A 20,387-nucleotide genomic window follows, 5' to 3' on the forward strand; every position below is an offset into this window, starting at 1 on the left:
ACCAAAACAAGAGCTATGCAGCCCTGGAACGTTTCCTATAGTCTTGCCAGTTGGGCAACAAAACATATTTCCTAAGGAGATAGCGAACCTGTTCCATATCCCAACCCTTTGTTGGCACTTGTTTTTCGAAGAGTTTGACCAGCGATGCCACTGTTTTCAGGTTGAAGCTATATCTAGCAGAATCAACCTCTTCAAGAGAATAATGAAACGGCGGCCTCTCCGCTCCTTCTTTAAGTCCGAACGAGGTGCACGATTCAATCCTATTTATTGAACCATAGTCCGACAATACCCAGGGACTTTTCTCAGTAAGGGAACTCTCCCACGTTGCCTTAAATCGCCCAAGTACATACTCAGACATATCAGACCACTCGCCGTGTTTTATTACATCCGCAAGAGATTTATATCTATGTTTGCGAACATACTCGATGCGATACGAATCAAAAGACTCTCGATACTCTTCGCCATAGTAAGCAGGATGGTCTCCCCAATATACGATCACCTCCTTTCTCACTTCAACCCAATCTATCTTTGCAGCGCGGTCGACAATAAGACTCCTTCTTTTGCCACTCAGCTTGGATGTCAGCTCTTGAAATAGGTCATCGTCTATCTTCTTGTCTTTTTTTGCATAATAAAGGCGATCCCCATACAGTCCAAAATATTTTGAAAGCTCGCCATTGGTCAGTCTTGCTGTCTGCCACTGTCCATTTGCTATATGGTACATATTTCGCGTGAATTCCCGAACGAACAGCGAATCGAATAGGATGGCGAACTCTTCCTCGATTTCCGATTTTCTCCCGTTCGTCTTTCTCCCATCAATCCTCTCCAACGGCGTTTTGTAAACCTCATTTACAACGAACAATCGATTGGTCGGCCTCTCATAGCGGCAATACAGTTCCCAATGCTTCAGTTGCAGTTGCTTCGACTTGCCCGTTTTTTGCTTCTCGTGAAATAGCTCACACATTTCCTTGTAGCTGTACTCTCCAACTTTTAGTTCTAAATCCAAATAAACCTCCTATCAATCCAACTGCATTACCTTCCTGCACGAATTTAATTTGTCACTATAATTTTTTTATTAACTTATAGATGCTCGATTTCATCTCGCATAATTTGTCACCAATCAACTACCATATATAATTAATATTTATTTAGGGACTTGAAAGGTGACAAATATAATCATTTGCTACGTCTCGAAGAGATGTAGCAAACTATAAGTAATGCGAGATTGATATTGTTAAACATGCAGGTAGATACGTTAGTAAGTAGCGGATACAAACTCACCTCCCTGAATTAAGATTACCAACTCCGCTATTTAGGTACAGTGAAAGTATCCCCTAGCATGTGACGGCTATACGCCAAACCATCAATATCAATTCCCTATTTCGCGATATAGTTTTGAGCTATCGAGTTTATATATTTGATTTTTATTTACCACGACATACATTTTTGTTGCCAGCTTCTCTATATAGAGTGCTCCTGCTGATGCCAGTCTTTTCGCATATCTCTTTGACTGACTTCGTTCTGTCGTTTTCAAATAAATAGAGAGCCATGCTGAGAGCGTCTTCATCAACATTAGGCCTACCGAACTTCACGCCCTGCTTCATAGCCGCTTCCCTACCCTCGGCAGCGTTCTCAAGGATGATCTGCCTCTGGAACTCAGCAATGGCCGACAGCATATGAAATATCAATTTGCCTGCTGGAGTGGTTGTATCGATAGCCTCTTTCTTGCTATGAACCTCGACATGCATCTGTTCGAAGGCCTCCATCAGGTCAATCAAGTCCTTGGTACTCCTACCCAGACGAGACAACTCGGTGATATAGACCTCATCGCCCTCACGCAGACGAGAGAGCATATCTTTCAATGCAGGACGATTAGCGTTCTTGCCCGAAGCCTTATCGATAAATATCTGGTTATCCTTTAAGCCAAGCTCGTGCGCATATTCAAGCTGCCTTGCCTCATTCTGTTCCTTTGTTGAGCAGCGGGCGTAGAGAAACTTCATCGCGTGCCTCCAATTCCTATATGTCTCAAAAGTCCTATTAGTATTTTATATTGGGACATACACTTTTGGAATATCTTTTAGGACACTATTTGATTCAAAAGACTCACTTGGGGAGTGGTATTTCTCATGTCTCAAATGTTATGAATTATGGGACGTGCAGACATGTCCCTTTCCGCAAAGACGCCTATGCTATCCACTGTGTTGCAGACAGCGTAGGTAAAACATTCTTACTAGGCAACAACCAGCTGCCTGCCCGCGCAATCAAGAACTTAACAAGTCCGCGTTAAGCGAGACAGGCCATGGCTTCTCATTCGATGGGCTAGGGGCGTCTTTTACACTTTGAAAGTACTTTAGCCTTATCAGACAGCCCCCATGGGGTCGAACTAAACACGCCCGCGCTTGAAATCCGCCCGTTCGACCGTTCGCTTGCATGCGTAATTGATTTAAGGCTTAACTAGGCTGGTAAAGATTCTTAGGACAACAAATAAGCGAGTGCGTCAATTGAAATCGTCATCTGGCAATGAACAGTGCTTAAGCAGTCGAATACTTCTTTCTAAGTTACTGGTTAGCATTCGCAAACAAAGTAGATCCGCCTCTGTTTGCGCAAATAAGAAGCAGCGGATCGCCCTATTTGATTTGAAATGTACGAGCCGACCAGGCCAACCAATTGCGGCTACTACATCAGCTCACAGGAAACGCGCTGAAGCGGATGCATGTCGACAGAGCCTTTCTCTAAATCTGGTTCAAATGTTGCCTGATATTCACATTCAAATGAAGACGATAGTTTGTGTTTAGACGAGCTGCTATACCAGCCCGCGTTTTCACGAGATTCAACAGTGACGGTAAAGGCCCCACCCTTTACGTCATCATCTTCAATCGAAACGCTATCCAGAGCCAAGCTCACTTCCAACTCAGGCGGATCAATCGCCCAGTTGCTTACAACCTCGTCGTATATCGCGTCTATCGTTTCCTCTTTTGCCAGCAATTTGAGTACCTTTAACTTGGACTCCTCGGAGAGCCTGGAATAGTTGAAAGATGTAAAGTTATTAAGCTCCTCCGTATAATTGGTCGATTTTTCTTCCCACTCGTCAAGATCAACCCAATCATCGTACTCATACAGGCTGTTGTTTTCTTCAAATGCCGATAGCCCTTTTTCCGCATTATCCCGAGGAAGAAACACAGCCGAATACCAAACCATTAAGAGGATGAGTCCGATGAGCAGCATTGGCACGAAGAACCTGATTGCCTTTTTCTTGGTTTCGGCCTGTTTCTCATCTCTTTTTTGTCTTTCGGCCTCTTCCCTTTCTTTTCGATCCGCCCCCTTTTGCGAGAGCGTTTTTAAGTCCTCAAGTGCTGATGAATAGGTCGAAAGGTCTAACCCGCACGAAACGCAATGCTTAGTCCCAACGTTAACTTGGCCACAGGGGCAAAGCGTCCAGCCGTCATTTCTCTCAATGGAATATAGAGATGCCTTACGCGAATCCTTGCACCCTAATTCTCGAAGCTCTCGCACCCGCTCCTCAAGAGCCGTTGAGGACAACGACAACGCGCACGGCTTACGCACCTTCGAAAGCGGCAAATGCGAGACCCACTGCCCTGAATCCCGACACACAATTTCAACTTTGACCCTCGCTGCAATCGCATCACCCGCTGAAAGAACAACGGGCCTAGCGGAATACGTCATTCCTGAAAATATGTCGGCATCCAAAGGATTCAGGCATAGGTTCTCTTCCGATCCGTCACCGTAAATAACCGTAATCGTTACCTTGAACGAGTTTATTTTCTCACCCGATATATTCAAAAATCTCGTCTGAACATAGGCCTCGCCTGTGTCGGTGTTTCTTGCAATCTGGAGTGCATCGAGCAGAAGAGGGCATCCTTCCTCCCATGTTATTTCGGGAGTATCGTCTGTCGGGTCAATTCGATACACAACTTTAAATCCGCTCATGGACGCCCCCTCTAGAGTTTCGGAAGATTGGGTAGGTCATTCTGGACATTCCCATGCTTGAAAGAGGATGAGGAAATCTCGTTGAGGCACCTGACCACTTCACTGAACCCGAGCATGAAAAGCCCGCCGATAGCAGAGCCAGCCGCACCTATTAGCTGGATATTTGCAGAGAGCTTACTCACCTCTTCAAAGTACCCTGATGCATCCGCCATGGCACCTACGCCCGAAAAGAATTCGATAGCTCCAACGACGATGGCAATGATGCCAACGATGCAAAGTGCCTTGCCGATACCGCTTTCCTGAGTGAGATTCTTAATCATGGCATTCTTCCTTAATCCGACAACAACCGAACGTATTAAATGGAAAGATGCCTCTTGTTGCAGCGGTTGGGAGGACATCCATCCACAGTCACCACAACCGCTCAGCACTCGGTATAGCGAACCAGCCTGAGAGAAGGACAGATGTCCTCCCAGTCACTGGTTCGTTTCTCTTAAGTTGTGAGTGCACTCATGCAGAGCATGATTGCGGTTGTGGTGATTTAAATCTTAGCATCGAACCCAATGCGCAAACCTTCGCCTGATTATCAAATCCGCAAACGGGTCTTTTCCCTTGCCAGCCTTTCAATGCCCAATTACGGTTGATATCGAGAAGAGCACTAGCAGCCTAAAATGCCTTTAATCTATGTGCTCTGAGAAATGCCAGCAGGAAGCGGCACCGTTCGCCCTTTTACTCAAAATGAAAGCCCGTGTCCTTGATACAATCTCATCTACCACACCGCAACATCCATATATTTGGATGGAGCTTCACAATGGCATAGCTGCCGCTTTGCGTATGCAAACAGGCGAATTGGAGGGCACCCGCCTTTCAAGGTCTGTTCGCATATGCATGTGAAGCCTTGCGGTGTGGTAACTGTGGTAGGTGTCCTCCACATCGCTTCATTTAGTTGATGTGCTTCTCCCCTTCCACTTTGTCGGAATTTCTTTGGAAGGAGAGGTCATGCCCCTTATCAACTGCCCAGAATGCGGGAAGCAAGTTTCAGACAAAGCTCCGACCTGCCCAAATTGTGGCTTTCCGCTGAACAGCATCTCCAGCAACGAAGCAACCAGCAGTACAGAAGATACTCAAAGCGACCAGCCAGAATCTGTGACCGAGAAGCAAAAAGACGGTTCCTCGAATGAAGCGCAGGACAATAACAGGCTCCCCGATACGCAAACGAAAAAGCCAGCGCAAGAGGGGCAAAAGAAAAAGAAGCGAGTCGTTTCAGGCAAAATGAAATTGACAGCAGCAGTACTCGGCATAGTCGCAGTCGCAGAAATTGCCGTTGGGGCTATGCTTGCATCGAACATCATCTGCATACACGAATGGAGCGGAAACAACTGTTGCCAAGTCAATCATTGCTATAAATGCGGAAAAGTCGATCCCAATGGAAAGATTGACCCCGATGCACACAACTGGAACTCCGCAACGTGCACCGAACCGAAAACTTGTGCCAACTGTAGGAAAACCGTCGGAGAGAAAAACCCAGACAATCATTGCTTCGAGGACAGAAGCGATGGTTCAAAAGTCTGTACGCGCTGCGGAAAGATAATTCCAGCCCCGAATAGCACCGATGAAGCGGGAGACGATAGCCCTTCAACCGCAACTAGCCAGTCATCTGAAGGCAACGACCAGACCGCGACAGAGGAGACCGCCCCTTCCGCATTTTCCTTTTCCCCTAGCTCCTTCAATGGAAAGCTCAAAAGCAATCTAGACGCAGACGTTATCGACAAGAGCACCGATGAGCTTATTTCCTATGTGTTTGTTGATGACATAAAGAACCCCGATATGTACGCAATGCTCTCTTTTACGACAATGGACGGGCAGAGCAATCTGACAAAGAGCAGCAGGTATGACAGCTCCTGCAACCCGTCCCCCATCCTTATGATTGACACCAAGAAATGCGACTCAGCGATTGTTGCACGTGGATTCATAATGGCCTGTGATTCCTCACTCTCAAAAACCGATGCTCAGGAAGTCGTTACAAATCTTGCAAACAGCGTCGAAGGCAATAGTGGGTCTACAAGTAAAAACGGGATTAGCTATCTTTTGGCAGGCGATGGCGAGAAAGTCATGCTTAGGGCAACAGTCGCATAGGCTCCTCAATCCACACAATGCAATGTCTGGCACCGTAGCGCACTTCGCCACGGTGCCCTTTCTTTCAAACTGCGATTTCAATTGATGTCCGCTCAACCTATAGCAAAAATGCACGCTGAGAGCGAAATTCAGGCTTGGAATTGCGCCGATGGACACTTACTCCAACCCCAGCCTCAACGGGGCAAATAGGCCTCATTTCCTTTGATTTAACCCAATAAACGAACCCTTTTACCATGGCATAGACAACCCCATAGCTACAATCATGTTGTCGTGCTTGAGTCTCTGGAAGGAGATCCAAGCTATGTCGAATAGGAAAGATAACAAGGGTCGGGTTCTCCATCGCGGAGAAGGCCAGCGCCCAGACGGGCGTTACTCGTTCAAATACACCAATTGGATGGGAAAAACCTGCTTTGTCTATTCGTGGACTTTGACAATTCACGACCAAACCCCACGCGGCAAAAAGAGAGACCTCTGCTTAAGGCAGAAAGAACAGCAGATTCAAAAAGACCTCTTCGACCACATTGCACCTGAGAACATGAACGTCATAACTCTGGTTGAGAACTACCTTGCGACCAAGGTTGCGGTACGAAAGACAACTGTTAGCGCCTATAAAACCGTCACCAATTACCTGAAAACAGACAGCTTCAGCAAGGCCCAAATATCAAACATTACGGTGTTGGATGCAAAGAAATGGCTCATCCACCTTCAGCAAGATGTTGGAAAGGGATATAGCAGCGTCTGTAGCATCCGAGGCGTACTCAGACCAGCTTTCCAACTGGCCGAAGAATGCGGAATTATAAGACGCAACCCTTTTAACTTCGAACTTATCAATGTTCTGGTCAACGATACGGTATCCAGAGAATCGTTAAGCGTTAGACAAGAACGGCTATTCCTTGAGTTCATGCGCTCGGATCATCACTTCTCGCGCTACTTTGAAACTTACTTTATCTTGTTGAACACTGGACTCAGAATTTCTGAATACTGCGGCCTGACCTTTGATGACATTGACTTCGATAGCCACTGTATACGTGTTCAAAAGCAGCTTCATCGCGCGAGAGATATGCAGTATTACATTGAAGAGCCCAAAACAAAATCTGGTATGAGGTATATCCCCATGACCGCTTCTGTCGAAAAGGCCTTCCACAGTCTCATCGGACAGAGGGCGCAGCCAAAAGAAGAGCCTGTTATCGATGGGGTAAGGGGCTTCATCTGCCTAGACAAGAATGAGATGCCATGCGTTGCCCTGCATTGGGAGCATAGGCTCAAACGCGCCATCATTAAGCACAACCGCATCTATAAGGAAGAACTGCCCCATATAACTCCGCACCAGCTCAGGCACACTTTCTGTAGCCGAATGGCACGCGCTGGCATGAGTCCAGCAAAGCTCAGATACATTATGGGGCACTCAGATATCAACACCACCTACAACGTTTACACCCATCTTGGGCTTGAAGATATTCAAGACGAGATGCTTGCTATTGAACAAAACCGCAGGTAAACATTGGTAGTAAAAATTTGAGCCGTACTACGTTTTTACTACTTTTGCTGTTACTTTTGACTGATTTTTGACCTTAATAAAGTGGATTCTCCACCCTATATTGGAAACTGATTTTTAGAGCCATTCAACTCTTTGAACACAGTAGAGGCGTTGGGATTAGAGGTCTTATCTTGTTATTATCGCAGGTAGAAATAACTATTTGACCCTGTCCCCTTGCCACATCACATCGGGGCGTAGGTGCGATAATCGAGCCAATCGATACCGCCCAGAAAGGAACCATCATATGCAGCACGTACTGTTTATTTGCCACGGGAACATCTGCCGCTCGACGATGGCTGAGTCAGTGTTTACCGAGCTGGTGCACCGCGCCGGGCGCGAGGCGGAGTTTGCCATCGATTCCGCGGCGACCTCGACCGAGGAGATCGGCAACCCGCCGCATCACGGTACCGTTGCCAAGCTACGCGAGGTTGGGATTCCCGTCGTCGCACATCGCGCACGTCAGGTACGTCGCGCGGAGTATGGCGACTGGGATCACATTGTCTATATGGATGCCGAGAACGCCCGTGGCCTGCGTCGCATCTTTGGCGACGACCCCGACGGCAAGATCTCGCGCCCGCTCGATTGGACCGATCGCCCCGGCGACGTGGCCGACCCCTGGTATACCGGCAACTTTGATGCCACCTACCGCGATGTGCTCGCCGGCTGCACGGCCATGCTCGAGCAGCTGTAGGCGCTCGAGCGGCGCGAATATACGGGCCACGCCATCGGTATAAAACGAGCGTGGATTTTCTCCCGCATACAAATTGAGCGTGGACAATCTCCCACTTCGAGCGCGAAACGGCGCTCTAAACGGGAGATTATCCACGCTCATCATCTCGGCGGGAGAAAATCCACGCTCAATTACTCGTCGACGATCTCGGCGAGCCAAACGTTCAGCGTATCGACCTCGGGGCAGCAGAACTTTGCCGTGCCGGGCTTGTTGCCGGGCACGGTGCCGCCGTAGCGCAGGATGTCGATATAGGGAAAGCCCACGTGGCAGGCCATGGAGCACATCTTGCCGCGATCGCGGTCGAAGTCGAAGACGTCGCCCGGCTTGTGCCCATGGTGGCAGCGACACGTACCCAGCTGGTCCACGCAGCTAATGCGAATACGCGGGCGCTTGCCACGCGGCGCACCGAGCGGCTTGTTCTCGCTCGCGGGCTCGGGGATGCTTTCGCCGGCGCTACTCATGGTCGATCACATCCAGGCAGGCCTCGATGGGCAGGCCGGCGGACTTGTCCTCCTGGTCGGCGTTGCGCTCGATAAGCTCTGCCACCACGCGCATGGCATCGGCCGTTGCGCGCTGCAGGCTCCAGCCGGCCATCACGCGACCGACGAGCACCGCCGAGAACGTATCGCCCGTACCCGGGAAGTAAACCGGGATCAGGTCGAAGGGGATCGTGAAGTACTCCCCCGCCACGTGGTCGTAACCGATGACGGCGTTCGTGCCGTCGACCACAGCGCTCGTAATGACCACCGACTTGGCGCCCAGCGCGCGCATGGCGTCCACAAGGACACGGCCCTCATCGGGCGTAATGTGCTCGGCAATGGGCGTGTCGGTGAGCAGACAGGCCTCGGTGTAGTTGGGAACCGCGTAGTCGGCGCACTCGAGCAGGTGCCTCATGAGGCCGATCGTGGACTCGGGAACACCGGCGTAGAGCTTGCCGTTGTCGCCCATGATGGGGTCGACGAACACCTTAGTGCCCTTTTGCGCGCGGCGGTGACAGAAGTCCGAAATGATGCGCGTCTCTTCTTCGGTCACGATAAAGCCGGTCGAGATGGCATCGAACTCAAAGCCGAGCTCTTCCCAGATGGCGAGGCTCTGACGCACGTACTCCGTGGTGTCGTGGATGTAGAACTTGGGGTAGTTGAGCGTATCGGACACAAGCGCCGTCGGCAGATTGTGGATACGGTAGCCCATGTGCGACAGCACCGGAAGCATGGCGGAAAGCGCGACCTTGCCATAGCCGCACATATCGTTGATCAGCAGCAGCTGAGTGTTCTTCATGAGTGTCCCCCTTGGGTCGGGAGCGGCGCATAGTCGCCACAGTGCGACTAAGTGTAGCGCAGGGAACGCCGACTGCGGGAGCTTGCACCACGAAGGGCACATTCACCAATGGTGCAAAGTAACCTGTCCCCCTTGCACCAAAGGCTTGACAACTATGGAAACGTCGATGTTTTGGCAATGCCAGCGAGCGGGTCGCATTTGAGACAAGGTGACGTGAAACGAAAGGGCGCTGACCTTCTGGTCGCGCCCTTGAAGTTGAACGTCAGATTGTCCAAATGCGGCCCGCGCAGCGTCGAGCCGTTGCGCGGTTTGGTAAAACCGCGCAACTATTACTTTGGTACCTTGACAATTATTTCTTGCGCTCCTAGATTAGTTAGGCACAAAACAATCCCACTACCTAACTAAAGAAAGGAGCGATACGAATTCATGTGCGATGAACCCCTTAACCTTCGCCCGCACGAGCCCGGCGGCGACCCGTCGCAGCCGGCAGACGTGCCCGAAGCAGTTAACGGCGAAGACAAGCTCGCCAAGCGCATCCTGAGCGGTCTAGGCTTTTGTGGCCACTACATGCACTTTCACGGCGGCGGCGTGTCCGGCAAGGCGCCCATCGTCTGCCTGCTTGCCAAACAGGAAAACGGCGAGATGTCGCAGCAGGAACTCGGCATGCACTTTGACCTCAAACCGGGGTCGCTTTCCGAGATCTTGTCCAAGCTCGAGTGCGCCGGCATTATCGAGCGTAGCCGCAATCCAAAAGATCGCCGGCAGCTCACCATTCGCCTGACCGAGATCGGCTGGGAGAAGGCCCGCATCGACCAAGCCTCGCGCATCCGCTTTAGGGAGCAGGCCTTTAGCGCTCTCACCCACGACGAGCGCGAGCAGCTTGCCGAGATGCTCGAAAAAATCCGCGTAACCTGGGAGGAACTGGATGATTAAAACCCTTATGGGCAGCATCCGCGATTACAAGAAGGTCACGATCGCCACGCCGCTGCTGGTACTTGGCGAGGTAATCTGCGAGATGCTGATCCCGTTTATCACCGCCGACATGATCGACGCCATCAAGGACGGCGCCGCCGTTGCCGAGATGCTGCCCACCGCCGGCCTTCTGGTGCTCATCGCGCTGACGTCGCTCGCCTTTGGCGCCGCCGCGGGCATCACCTGCAGCCACGCCAGCTGCGGCTTTGCCAAGAACCTGCGTCGCGACCTGTTCTACAAGATCCAGACGTTCAGCTTCGCCAACATCGACGAGTTCTCGAGCTCCTCGCTCGTCACCCGCCTCACCACCGACATCAATAACGTGCAGCAGGCCTTTATGATGCTCATTCGCATCGCCGTGCGCTCGCCGCTGGTGCTGATCTTTGCCTTTACCATGGCCTACGCCATGGGCGGCAGCGTCGCTATGGTCTACCTGGTCATTATTCCACTACTGGGCTTTGGCCTGTTCTTCATCATCTATAAGGTGCGCCCGATCTTTGCCCGCGTGTTCCACAAGTACGACGCGCTCAACGAGTCGGTCGAGGAAAACGTCACCGGCATGCGCGTGGTCAAGAGCTACGTGCGTCAGGATTACGAGAAGGAGAAGTTCGCCACCGCCGCGCGCGACGTCCAGATGGACTTCACCCGCGCCGAGAAGCTGCTCGCCTTCAACAACCCCATGATGAACATCTGCGTCAACGGCGCGTTCGTCGTCATCATCTACCTGGGTTCCGAGCTCATCATCACGAGCCAGGGCACCCTGTTCGACGTGGGCCAGCTCTCCTCCATCTTTACCTACGGCTTCCAGATTCTGATGAGCCTGATGCAGCTGTCGATGATCTTTGTCATGGTGACCATGGCCGATGAGTCGGCGCACCGCATTACCGAGGTGCTGGCCGCCGAGCCCACGATCGCCAATCCGACCGAGCCCGTGCACGAGGTTGCCGACGGCTCCATCGACTTCGATCACGTGAGCTTTAAGTACTCCGAGCATGCCCGCCGCCAGGCGCTCGACGATATCGACCTGCATATTAAGAGCGGCGAGACCATCGGTATTATCGGCGGCACCGGCTCGGCCAAGTCGACGCTCGTGAATCTGATCGCCCGCCTGTACGATGTCACCGAGGGCACTGTGCGCGTCGGCGGCGTGGACGTTCGCGACTACGATCTGGACGCGCTGCGCCACCAGGTGGCCATGGTGCTGCAGAAAAACGTGCTGTTTAGCGGCACCATCGCCGAAAACCTGCGCTGGGGCGACCCGAACGCCACCGACGAGGAAGTCCGCGAGGCAGCGCACCTGGCCTGCGCCGACGAGTTTGTCGACGGCTTCCCCAAGGGCTACGACGCCTGGATTGAGCAGGGCGGCTCCAACGTCTCCGGTGGCCAGAAGCAGCGCCTGTGCATCGCGCGTGCCCTGCTGCGTCGCCCCAAGATTCTGATCCTGGACGACTCCACGAGCGCCGTCGACACCAAGACCGACGCCAAGATCCGCGAGGGCCTGGCGAGCTACCTGCCCAACACGACCAAGCTCATCATCGCCCAGCGCATCAGCTCCGTGCAGGACGCCGACCGCATCATCGTCATGGAGGGCGGCCGCATCAAGGACATCGGCAACCACGATGAGCTGCTCAAGACGAGCGAGATCTACCGCGAGACCTTTACCTCGCAAAATAAGATGAGTGCCGAAGGCGAGGACGCGGGCGAGACCGCCGCGGCCGACACCGAGGCATCCGCACCGCAAGCTCAGACCCAGGAAGGAGGCGAGGCACATGAGTAAGGCCGCTACCGCCGAGCGCGCGCGCAACCGCAAGGGCGGCACCATGACGCGCCTGATCAAGATGCTCTTTGGCTTCTACCCGGTGCTTTTGCCCCTCGTCGTCGCCGGCGTTGTGCTCTGCGCCATCATCAACTCCATCGGCGCGACGTTTCTCCAGAGCGCGTTGCAGGTCATTAGCGAATCGTGGCAGTCGGGCGACTGGACGGCCGCGCAGCCCAAGATTCTGAAGCTCGTGACCACCCTCGGCTGCATCTACGCCGTGGGCGTCGCCTCCTCGCTCTTCTGGAACCGCGCCATGGCCGTCATCACGCAGGGCTCGCTCGAGAAGCTGCGCGAAAAGATGTTCAACCGCATGCAGGACCTGCCGATTCGCTACTTCGACACGCACCAGCGCGGCGACATCATGAGCCACTACACCAACGACATCGACACGCTGCGTCAGATGATCAGCCAGTCGCTACCCAACCTGCTCATGACGATCATCGTCATCGTCACCGTGTTCTTCATCATGCTGTATTACAGCGTGTGGATGTGCCTGGTCATCATTGCCGGCATCGCCTTTATGACCTTTATGACCAAGCTGCTCGGCTCCAACTCCGCGCGCTTCTTTATCGCGCAGCAAACCGAGCTCGGCGTGGTCGAGGGCCATATCGAGGAAGTCATGAACGGCCAGAAAGTCGTCAAGGCGTTCTGCCACGAGGCCGCCGCCGAGGCCGACTTTGACGAGCGCAACGAGAAGCTCTTCGAGGTCTCGCAGAAGGCCAACATGTACGCCAACATCCTCATGCCGATCCTCATGAACCTGGGCAACCTGCTCTACGTGCTGGTCGCGCTGGCCGGCGGCATCTTCCTGGCACTGGGCGTACCCAACCTGAGCATCTCGGGCATGGCGCTCTCCATCGCCGTCGTGGTGCCGTTCCTCAACATGACCAAGCAGTTCTGTGGCCAGATCGGCCAGATCTCGCAGCAGATCAACGCCGTGGTCATGGGCCTTGCCGGCGCCGAGCGTATCTTTGAGCTACTCGACGAGGAGCCCGAGGCCGACGAGGGCTACGTGACGCTTGTCAACGCACAGGTGAATCCCGACACCTGGCAGCTCGAGGAGGCCGACCACCACACCGGTATGTGGGCTTGGAAGCACCCGCACCGCGCGACCGGCGAGATCGAGTACGTGCCGCTGCGTGGCGACCTGGTCATGGACAACGTGGACTTTGGCTACACGCCCGACCACGAGGTGCTGCACGGCGTGTCTGTGTACGCCAAGCCGGGCCAGAAGGTCGCGTTTGTCGGCGCCACCGGTGCCGGCAAGACGACCATCACCAACCTCATCAACCGCTTCTACGACATTGCCGACGGCAAGATCCGCTACGACGGCATCAACGTCAACAAGATTCGCAAGTCCGATCTGCGTCGCTCGCTCGGCGTGGTGCTGCAGGACGTGAACCTGTTCACCGGCACCGTCATGGACAACATCCGCTACGGCAACCTGGACGCCACCGACGAGGAGTGCATCAAGGCGGCCAAGCTCGCGGGAGCGGACGACTTTATCACCCGCCTGCCCGACGGCTACGACACCATGCTCACCGGCAACGGCGCGCAGCTGTCGCAGGGCCAGCGCCAGCTGATCTCGATCGCGCGCGCCGCCGTCGCCGATCCGCCGGCGATGATTCTGGACGAGGCCACGAGCTCCATCGACACCCGCACCGAGGCCATCGTGCAGGCGGGCATGGACAAGCTCATGGAGGGCCGCACGACGTTTGTCATCGCGCACCGCCTCTCCACCGTGCGCAACTCCGACGCGATCATCTGCCTGGACCACGGCCGCATCATCGAGCGCGGCAACCACGACGAGCTGATCGCCAAGCGCGGATACTACTACCAGCTCTATACCGGAGCGTTTGAGCTGGAATAGTCTGGCTCGCCGAGATGGCCGATTTGCCGCTCATTCGTCGGGCATGACCCTAAGGTCAATGCCCCCCTCTTTCGGGGCAAATCGACTCATCTCAACGACCCAAACACAATGCACCGCAACGAATAAAGCCTCCGCAGCCACACGAGCTGCGGAGGCTTTTCTATACCCTCTGTTACAGGCTTACCGTTCCTCGCGTTGCGGCTCGGCTGCCTCAGCTGTCTTTACGCGGTTCTTGTCGATGTACATGTTTTTGTCGGCCTGGGAAAAGAGTTCACGCATCGTAGGCGGTTCATCAAAATCACCGGAAAGCGCGTAGCCCACCGCATAGCTGATAGGCATGTCGAGGTGAGCCTCGGAATACTCGTTCACGTTCGCACGAACCCGAGCGAGACAGGACTCCACGGCAGCTCGATCGGCATCCCACAGCACCGCGATAAACTCATCGCCGCCGTCGCGACCCACAAAGCAGGTCTCGGACGCCACACGCCCCAGCTGCTGGGCAAAAGAACGGATGTATTCGTCGCCTTTCTCGTGGCCGAAGTTGTTATTGACCGTATGCAGATTGTTAAGGTCGAAGACGCACATCGCAACGGGCGCCTCCGCGGAGACAGGCTGCTCCTGCCCCAAGACCTCCTCGCACTTGTTCTTGTTGGGAAGTCCCGTGGCTTCGTCGAGATAGACTTTGCTCTGCAGTTCGCGATTGAGCGCGGCAGTTCGCACCGCGCGAACAAGTTCGACCGCAAAGGTCGCCACCAAGCCCATGATGTCGATGATCACCAAGCCCTCGAGATAGTTGAGCGCCGACGCCTTCTCCTGAGAGTAGTCCTCTGCGAGTCGCGTAGCATCGTCGCAAATGCCAAAGAACTCCTCGCTCATGGCGATGATGTCAGTGTTCTCGTAGCCGACTTCGCGCACGCGAATGATCTCGGCGCAAAGCTCATCATAATAATTTGCAAGCTCGGTCATCCTTGCCTGGTACTCGTCGTCGTCGAGGCGGACGAGGTTGAGGTCGTCACTTCCGTAACGCAAACCGTTGATGTATGAATCCACGGCTTTGAGCAGGTCATCTTGAGGCTGGCCCGCGTCCTCGAGCTTCACGATTCGCTGCGTGGTACCGCGCACCAGACCGGCGTAGTTGACGACGCGCGCCGTGCCCTGGATATCGGAGACGAGCAGCATAACATTGATGAAGAAGAAGATGAGAACTGCCGTGAGCACCATCATGAGCAGACGCACCGCCTGGCTGGCCTTCTTGGCGACAGAAGTATTCACAAGTTCACTCCCTCAAATGGCAAAAGAGCAGGTAGCACGCAGTGTGCTGAAATTCACGTGAGGTCAACTCTACCAGATGATTTTTCTAGGACGGGGATTAAAAAATCATCGACACGATAGTTATTTGAGAAGTTGTGCCATGGCGTTGACGAATTTTTGCACTTGGAGGGTTGGCTCGAGCGGGTAGTGCAAGAAGACCGGCACCTCGCGGCCGCATAGGAACGGTACGCCCATAAAGGCCGGGTGCACGCCCGACCACGCGCCGCAGGTGAGCACCGCGTCGCCTTTTTCCTCCGCCTCGTTAAAGAGCGCAAAGTCAAAGCTGTCCACGTCGATCACGTCAACGCCGCCGTCGGCCAGAAGGTCGATGCGCAGGCTGTCCATTGCGTCGTTGCCGTGACGGAGCACGCGCAGGCGCATACCCTCCAGGTCGGCAACTGTGATGCGGCTCTTACGCGCGAGCGGGCTCGTACGCGGCACATCGATATAAAACGACACGTTGACGATGAGGAGCTTTTGGCAGGCATCACCCCAGCGCGGGGTCGAAAAACTCGACTGCACCACATCGACCTCGCGGCCCAAGCTGCGCATGACGGATTCGCGCTCGTCATAGAGGTCGCTCACCGGCACGATTTCAAAACGCAGCGACGGCTCCAGCTCGTGAATGCCCGACCACATCGACAGCGTTTGGCGCCCCGGGCACATCATCGACACACCCAGGCGCACAGCACCGTCATCGCCCGCCGCGCGTCGGGCACGGCGCAGCGCGTCCTCGGACTGCCGCATGATCGAGCGCGCGTCGTCCACCAGCAGAGCGCCCGCCGGCGTCACCTTAACACCCGAATGCGAGCGTTCGAACAGCGTGATGCCGAACTCGGCCTCAAATCCCGACACCTGCTTGACGAGTGCCGGGGTCGACACGCGCAATTTTGCCGCCGCACGCGAGAAGCTTCCCAGCTCCGCGGCGGCCGATATGGCCTCAAGTCGTCGATCGTACACGTCAATCTCCCGTTTTCGCGCCCGTGACCGCATGGTGCCACAGGGGGTTGTTTTCGCAGGTCACGCGCTCAATTGAAAATAAACTGCATCGCACAGTGTAAACCTACGGTTAACGTCATTCTAACAAATATGCAATTCACCTGCGCAAATGCAAAGCATACGATAACCGACGAAAACCACGTGGGCCGATTAATGGGAACGGCTCACAGGGAGGCACAAGAAGGGAAGTTCCTATGAGCAATTGGCTTAAGCTCGAGGGCGATGTCTGCGCCGTGACCGGTGCACTCGGCGGCATGGGCGTCGAGATTTGCCGCGAGTTCGCCCGCAACGGCGCCAACGTCGTCCTGCTCGACCTGGACGAGGAGAAGGTCAAGGCCGCAGCCGCCGACCTCGCCGCAGAGTTTGGTATCCACGCCGAGGGCTACAAGATGAACGCCACCGACGAGGCCGAGGTTCAGGCCGCCGTCGATGCCACCATCGCCAACTTCGGCCGCGTCGACGTCCTCGTCAACACCGCCGGCATCCTGCGCTTCGCCGCTATGGAGGACCTGCCGCTGAGCGACTGGAAGCAGGTGCTCAACGTCAACCTCACCGGCTACTTCATCACCTCGCAGCGCTTTGGTCGCGAGATGATCAAGGCAGGCCAGGGCCGCCTGGTGCACATCTCCACCGTCGCCAGCCACTCCCCCGAAACGTTCTCGGGCGTGTACAGCTCCACCAAGGCCGGCGTCAACATGATGTCCAAGATGCTTGCCGCCGAGTGGGGCCCGTATGGCGTGCGCTCCAACTGCGTCGAGCCCTGCTTCGTCAAGACCCCCATGTCGGCCAACTTCTACGCCGACCCCGAGGTCGAGAAGAGCCGCAGCCGTCTGATCGCCACGCGCCGCATCGGCGAGGTCAGCGATATCGCCAACGCCGTCATGTTCCTGGCGTCCAAGCGCTCGGACTTTACCACCGGCGACGCCATTAAGGTCGACGGCGGTTTCTCCAACATGATGGGCGACCTCACCGCCAAGCCCGGCGGCCGTCGCGCATACGCCGACAACTACCTTAAGAACAAGGGTGTCGAGCTCTGGTCCGATGAGTCCGGCGTCGCTAAGCCGACCGACCAGTAAACCAACCCGGTAGAGAAGGGCGCAGGGCAAACCCCTCCCCTCCCCGCATCGATTAGAAAGAGTCCAATGGCTTCCACCAACTCCAACAAGGGTCGCGCCGTCGTGCTTTCCGCCGCGTGCGTCACCATGTTCTTCATCAGCTCCATCGCGCTGTACTCCGTCGTGAGCAAGAACCTGCTCGCCGTCTACCCCGAGTGGTCCAGCGCTCTTACCTGGGCCTTCCCGGTCTTTCAGACCATCATGGCCGTGACGGGCATCTTCGCCGGCCGCATCTCCGATAAGATCGGCCCGCGCAACGTCGTGATCGCCGCCGCCGTGTGCTACGGCCTGGGCTGGTTCATGTCCGGCACCGTTACCGAGCCATGGCAGTTCTACCTGTGGTTCTCGCTCGTCGCCGCCATCGGCAACGGCCTGGGCTACAATCCGGCGCTCACCACCGGTCAAAAGTGGTTCATCGACAAGAAGGGCCTTGCCTCCGGCATCACCCTGGCCGCTTCGACCGCCGGCCCCGCCGTGCTGTCCCCGGTGCTCGCCTCGCTGCTCATCCCAAGCCTGGGAATCTTTGGCGCCCTTAAGGCGCTCGGCGTTATCTTCTTTGTGATGATCGCCGCCTCCGCCCTGTTCCTGAAGGCCCCCGAGGCCGGTTGGCTGCCCGAGGGCTTCGAGGCCCCCAAGGGTGGCGCACATGCCGGCACCTTCGGCGACCTCACCCCGGGCGAGATGGTCAAGACCCCGCGCTTCTGGGTCCTCATCGTCACCTTCGCCTTTGCCGCCACCGCGGGCACCCTGCTCGTCGGCAAGGTTGCCTCCATCGCCGCCGTCCAGCTCTTCGCCGACCCCACGAGCGCCGCTGCCGTCGCTCTCGGCGGTGTGGTCGTCTCCGTCAACACCTGCGCCAACCTGGTCGGCCGTCTGTCCTTTGGTCAGATCATCGACAAGCTCGGTGCCTACAAGTCGCTGCTCATCAGCCTTGTCGTCACCATCGTCGCGCTCGTCATCATGTCGATGAGCTTTACGCAGAGCATGTTCTTCGTGGCGCTCGCCCTGCTCGGCTTTAGCTTTGGCGCCCTGCTCGTCATCTACCCGCCGCTCACCGGTGGCGCCTTCGGTACCAGCAACATCGGCGTCAACTACGGCATCATGTTTTTGGGCTATGCCGCTTCCACCTGGATCAGCCAGCCCATCACCGCCGTGCTGTATCACGCCGAGGCCGGCAGCGCCGCCTACCAGCAGTCCTTCTACGGCGCCATCGTGATCGCCGCCATCGCCGTCGTGCTCACCGTCTACATGATGGTCTCCGACAGCAAGAAGAAGTCCGCCTAGTTTTACCGATGCGACAAAGGGACAGTCCCTTTGTCGCATTCCACCGGTCACCAGTATTAAGGAGTCGAAATGCCTGAGCTCAACCCCGTCCGCATTGCCGTTATCGGCGCCGGCGCCATGGGCCGCAACCACATCCGCTTTGTCACCGAGGAGCCCGAGGCCGAGCTCGTCGCCATCGCCGACGCCTTTGAGGGCGCCCGCGCCACGGCCGAGGCCGCCGGCGTGCCGTTTTACACCGATCCCGCCCAGATGATGGACGAGGTCAAGCCCGAGGCCGTCATCATCGCCACCCCCAACGACCTGCACCTGGGCGTTGCTCGCGAGGCTGTGAAGCGCAACATCGTGCCGCTGGTCGAAAAGCCGATCTCCAACGATCTTGAGGATGCCCAGGCCTTCGCCGCCGAAGCCGAGACCGCCGGCGTGCCCGTGCTCGTGGGTCAGCACCGTCGCCACAACCCCTTCGTCAACAAGGCCAAGGAGATCATCGAGTCCGGCGAGCTGGGCAAGCTCACCGTGTCGAGCTTCCACTACATGATCTATAAGAATGACGAGTACTTCGACGTCGAGTGGCGCCGCAAGAAGGGTGCCGGCCCGATCCTGGTCAACCTGGTGCACGACGTCGACCTGCTCCGTTACCTGCTGGGCGAGCCCGTTGCCGTCCAGGGCATGCAGTCCAGCGCCGCCCGCGGTTTTGAGACCGAGGACTCCGCCGTGGTCAACGTCCGTTTTGCCGATGGCGCGCTTGCGAGCATGACCATCTCCGACGCCACCGCCAGCCCCTGGAACTGGGAGGCCACCGCTCGCGAGGACCCGCAGTACCGTCCCTTCGACGCCGACGCCTACTTTATCGGCGGCACTAAGGGCGCCCTTTCGCTGCCCCGCCTGCACCAGTTCTCCTACGACGGCGCCTCCAACTGGCACAAGCCGCTGCAGATGGAGATCCCGGCCGTCGACCCGGCGCTGCCGCACAAGATGCAGCTCAAGCACTTTGTGAAGGTTGTCCGCCGCGAGGTCGAGCCCGTCGTGACCCCCGCCGACAACGTTAAGACGCTCACGCTTCTCAACGCCATCAAGGAGGCCGCCGAGACCGGCCAGCTCGTCGAGCTGTAACGCCTTAAGAGCGGCCGCGGCAGAAACCCCATGCCGAGCCCCTCGGTCCGCCACCAACAAGCCCCTCTTCTTTGCCCCGCGAGCAGCCTCCTGCCCGCGGGGCATTTTGCTACCTTTGGGGGTGCGGACGATTTCTTGGACCGCGCCTAGGCGTATCCAAGCTTCCTGCGGTACTCCATCGGGCTCAGCCACCCGAGGGACTTCTTGATCCGCTCCTCACGATAGTACACGAGGTAGGCCTCGAGCCTTCCCATGAACTCCTCGGCCGCCACGCCCTCCCAGTC

At 55.9% G+C, this 20,387-nt stretch carries 18 protein-coding genes; 9 read left to right on the forward strand and 9 right to left on the reverse strand.

The features are described 5' to 3' along the window. Nucleotides 1–13 precede the first annotated feature (13 nt). From AAAX59_RS07735 to AAAX59_RS07750, 4 genes are all read right to left on the reverse strand, one after another. Complete coding sequence (locus AAAX59_RS07735) at nt 14–1,003, reverse strand: hypothetical protein (RefSeq protein ID WP_349071348.1); 990 nt, start codon at nt 1,001–1,003, stop codon at nt 14–16. 418 nt (nt 1,004–1,421) lie between these two features. Next, nucleotides 1,422–1,997, reverse strand: coding sequence for a recombinase family protein (locus AAAX59_RS07740; RefSeq protein WP_349071349.1), 576 nt, complete (start codon nt 1,995–1,997; stop codon nt 1,422–1,424). A gap of 676 nt (nt 1,998–2,673) precedes the next feature. Beyond that, nucleotides 2,674–3,945, reverse strand: coding sequence for a hypothetical protein (locus AAAX59_RS07745; RefSeq protein ID WP_349071350.1), 1,272 nt, complete (start codon nt 3,943–3,945; stop codon nt 2,674–2,676). A gap of 11 nt (nt 3,946–3,956) precedes the next feature. After that, the gene (locus AAAX59_RS07750) at nt 3,957–4,265 is read right to left on the reverse strand and encodes a hypothetical protein (protein ID WP_349071351.1); all 309 of its coding nucleotides are present in this window, start codon (nt 4,263–4,265) and stop codon (nt 3,957–3,959) included. A 676-nt stretch (nt 4,266–4,941) separates the two neighbouring features. Between AAAX59_RS07750 and AAAX59_RS07755 the strand changes: the two genes are divergently transcribed. From AAAX59_RS07755 to AAAX59_RS07765, 3 genes are all read left to right on the forward strand, one after another. After that, nucleotides 4,942–6,078 carry a zinc ribbon domain-containing protein gene (locus AAAX59_RS07755; protein ID WP_349071352.1) on the forward strand — a complete coding sequence of 379 codons (1,137 nt, stop codon included), beginning with the start codon at nt 4,942–4,944 and terminating at the stop codon, nt 6,076–6,078. A 301-nt stretch (nt 6,079–6,379) separates the two neighbouring features. Further along, on the forward strand, nt 6,380–7,576 hold the full coding sequence (locus tag AAAX59_RS07760) for a site-specific integrase (protein ID WP_349071353.1): 1,197 nt from the start codon (nt 6,380–6,382) through the stop codon (nt 7,574–7,576). A gap of 283 nt (nt 7,577–7,859) precedes the next feature. Continuing rightward, nucleotides 7,860–8,306 (forward strand): low molecular weight protein-tyrosine-phosphatase, encoded by a 447-nt coding sequence (locus AAAX59_RS07765; RefSeq protein ID WP_349071354.1) that lies wholly within the window; start codon nt 7,860–7,862, stop codon nt 8,304–8,306. Nucleotides 8,307–8,476: 170 nt separating this feature from the next. Here the strand turns inward: AAAX59_RS07765 and AAAX59_RS07770 are convergent, their stop codons facing one another. After that, on the reverse strand, nt 8,477–8,806 hold the full coding sequence (locus AAAX59_RS07770; protein ID WP_195363460.1) for a TIGR04076 family protein: 330 nt from the start codon (nt 8,804–8,806) through the stop codon (nt 8,477–8,479). After that, a complete protein-coding gene (locus AAAX59_RS07775) occupies nt 8,799–9,623 on the reverse strand; it encodes a PfkB family carbohydrate kinase (RefSeq protein ID WP_349071355.1) in 825 nt (274 codons plus the stop codon). The genes AAAX59_RS07770 and AAAX59_RS07775 overlap by 8 nt, the downstream gene beginning before the upstream one ends. Before the next feature lie 426 nt (nt 9,624–10,049). Between AAAX59_RS07775 and AAAX59_RS07780 the strand changes: the two genes are divergently transcribed. The 3 genes from AAAX59_RS07780 to AAAX59_RS07790 are packed head-to-tail and all read left to right on the forward strand — an operon-like array spanning nt 10,050 to nt 14,284. Then, entirely contained in the window at nt 10,050–10,556 is a 507-nt protein-coding gene (locus tag AAAX59_RS07780; RefSeq protein WP_349071356.1) for a MarR family winged helix-turn-helix transcriptional regulator, read from the forward strand. Then, nucleotides 10,549–12,372: an ABC transporter ATP-binding protein gene (locus AAAX59_RS07785; protein WP_349071357.1), complete on the forward strand. Its 1,824-nt coding sequence runs from the start codon at nt 10,549–10,551 to the stop codon at nt 12,370–12,372. The genes AAAX59_RS07780 and AAAX59_RS07785 overlap by 8 nt, the downstream gene beginning before the upstream one ends. Further along, nucleotides 12,365–14,284 carry an ABC transporter ATP-binding protein gene (locus AAAX59_RS07790; RefSeq protein ID WP_349071358.1) on the forward strand — a complete coding sequence of 640 codons (1,920 nt, stop codon included), beginning with the start codon at nt 12,365–12,367 and terminating at the stop codon, nt 14,282–14,284. The genes AAAX59_RS07785 and AAAX59_RS07790 overlap by 8 nt, the downstream gene beginning before the upstream one ends. A 180-nt stretch (nt 14,285–14,464) precedes the next feature. Here the strand turns inward: AAAX59_RS07790 and AAAX59_RS07795 are convergent, their stop codons facing one another. Beyond that, nucleotides 14,465–15,556 (reverse strand): GGDEF domain-containing protein, encoded by a 1,092-nt coding sequence (locus tag AAAX59_RS07795; RefSeq protein ID WP_349071359.1) that lies wholly within the window; start codon nt 15,554–15,556, stop codon nt 14,465–14,467. A 120-nt stretch (nt 15,557–15,676) separates the two neighbouring features. Next, nucleotides 15,677–16,555, reverse strand: a complete 879-nt coding sequence (locus AAAX59_RS07800) for a LysR family transcriptional regulator (RefSeq protein ID WP_349071360.1) — start codon at nt 16,553–16,555, stop codon at nt 15,677–15,679. Nucleotides 16,556–16,788: 233 nt separating this feature from the next. On the opposite strand from AAAX59_RS07800, the gene AAAX59_RS07805 reads away from it, so the two are divergent. The 3 genes from AAAX59_RS07805 (at nt 16,789) to AAAX59_RS07815 (ending at nt 20,103) form a co-directional block, all read left to right on the forward strand. Continuing rightward, the gene (locus AAAX59_RS07805; RefSeq protein ID WP_349071361.1) at nt 16,789–17,670 is read left to right on the forward strand and encodes an SDR family oxidoreductase; all 882 of its coding nucleotides are present in this window, start codon (nt 16,789–16,791) and stop codon (nt 17,668–17,670) included. Nucleotides 17,671–17,736: 66 nt separating this feature from the next. After that, on the forward strand, nt 17,737–18,993 hold the full coding sequence (locus AAAX59_RS07810) for an MFS transporter (RefSeq protein WP_117803937.1): 1,257 nt from the start codon (nt 17,737–17,739) through the stop codon (nt 18,991–18,993). Nucleotides 18,994–19,062: 69 nt separating this feature from the next. Next, on the forward strand, nt 19,063–20,103 hold the full coding sequence (locus tag AAAX59_RS07815; RefSeq protein ID WP_349071362.1) for a Gfo/Idh/MocA family oxidoreductase: 1,041 nt from the start codon (nt 19,063–19,065) through the stop codon (nt 20,101–20,103). A gap of 146 nt (nt 20,104–20,249) precedes the next feature. On the opposite strand, the gene AAAX59_RS07820 is transcribed toward AAAX59_RS07815, so the two are convergent. Further along, on the reverse strand, nt 20,250–20,387 hold a 138-nt coding region (locus AAAX59_RS07820; RefSeq protein ID WP_349071363.1), incomplete at its 5' end, for an IS3 family transposase.

Origin of the sequence: Collinsella sp. CLA-ER-H2, assembly GCF_040092405.1 — a bacterium.
In the GTDB taxonomy this organism is placed as follows: domain Bacteria; phylum Actinomycetota; class Coriobacteriia; order Coriobacteriales; family Coriobacteriaceae; genus Collinsella.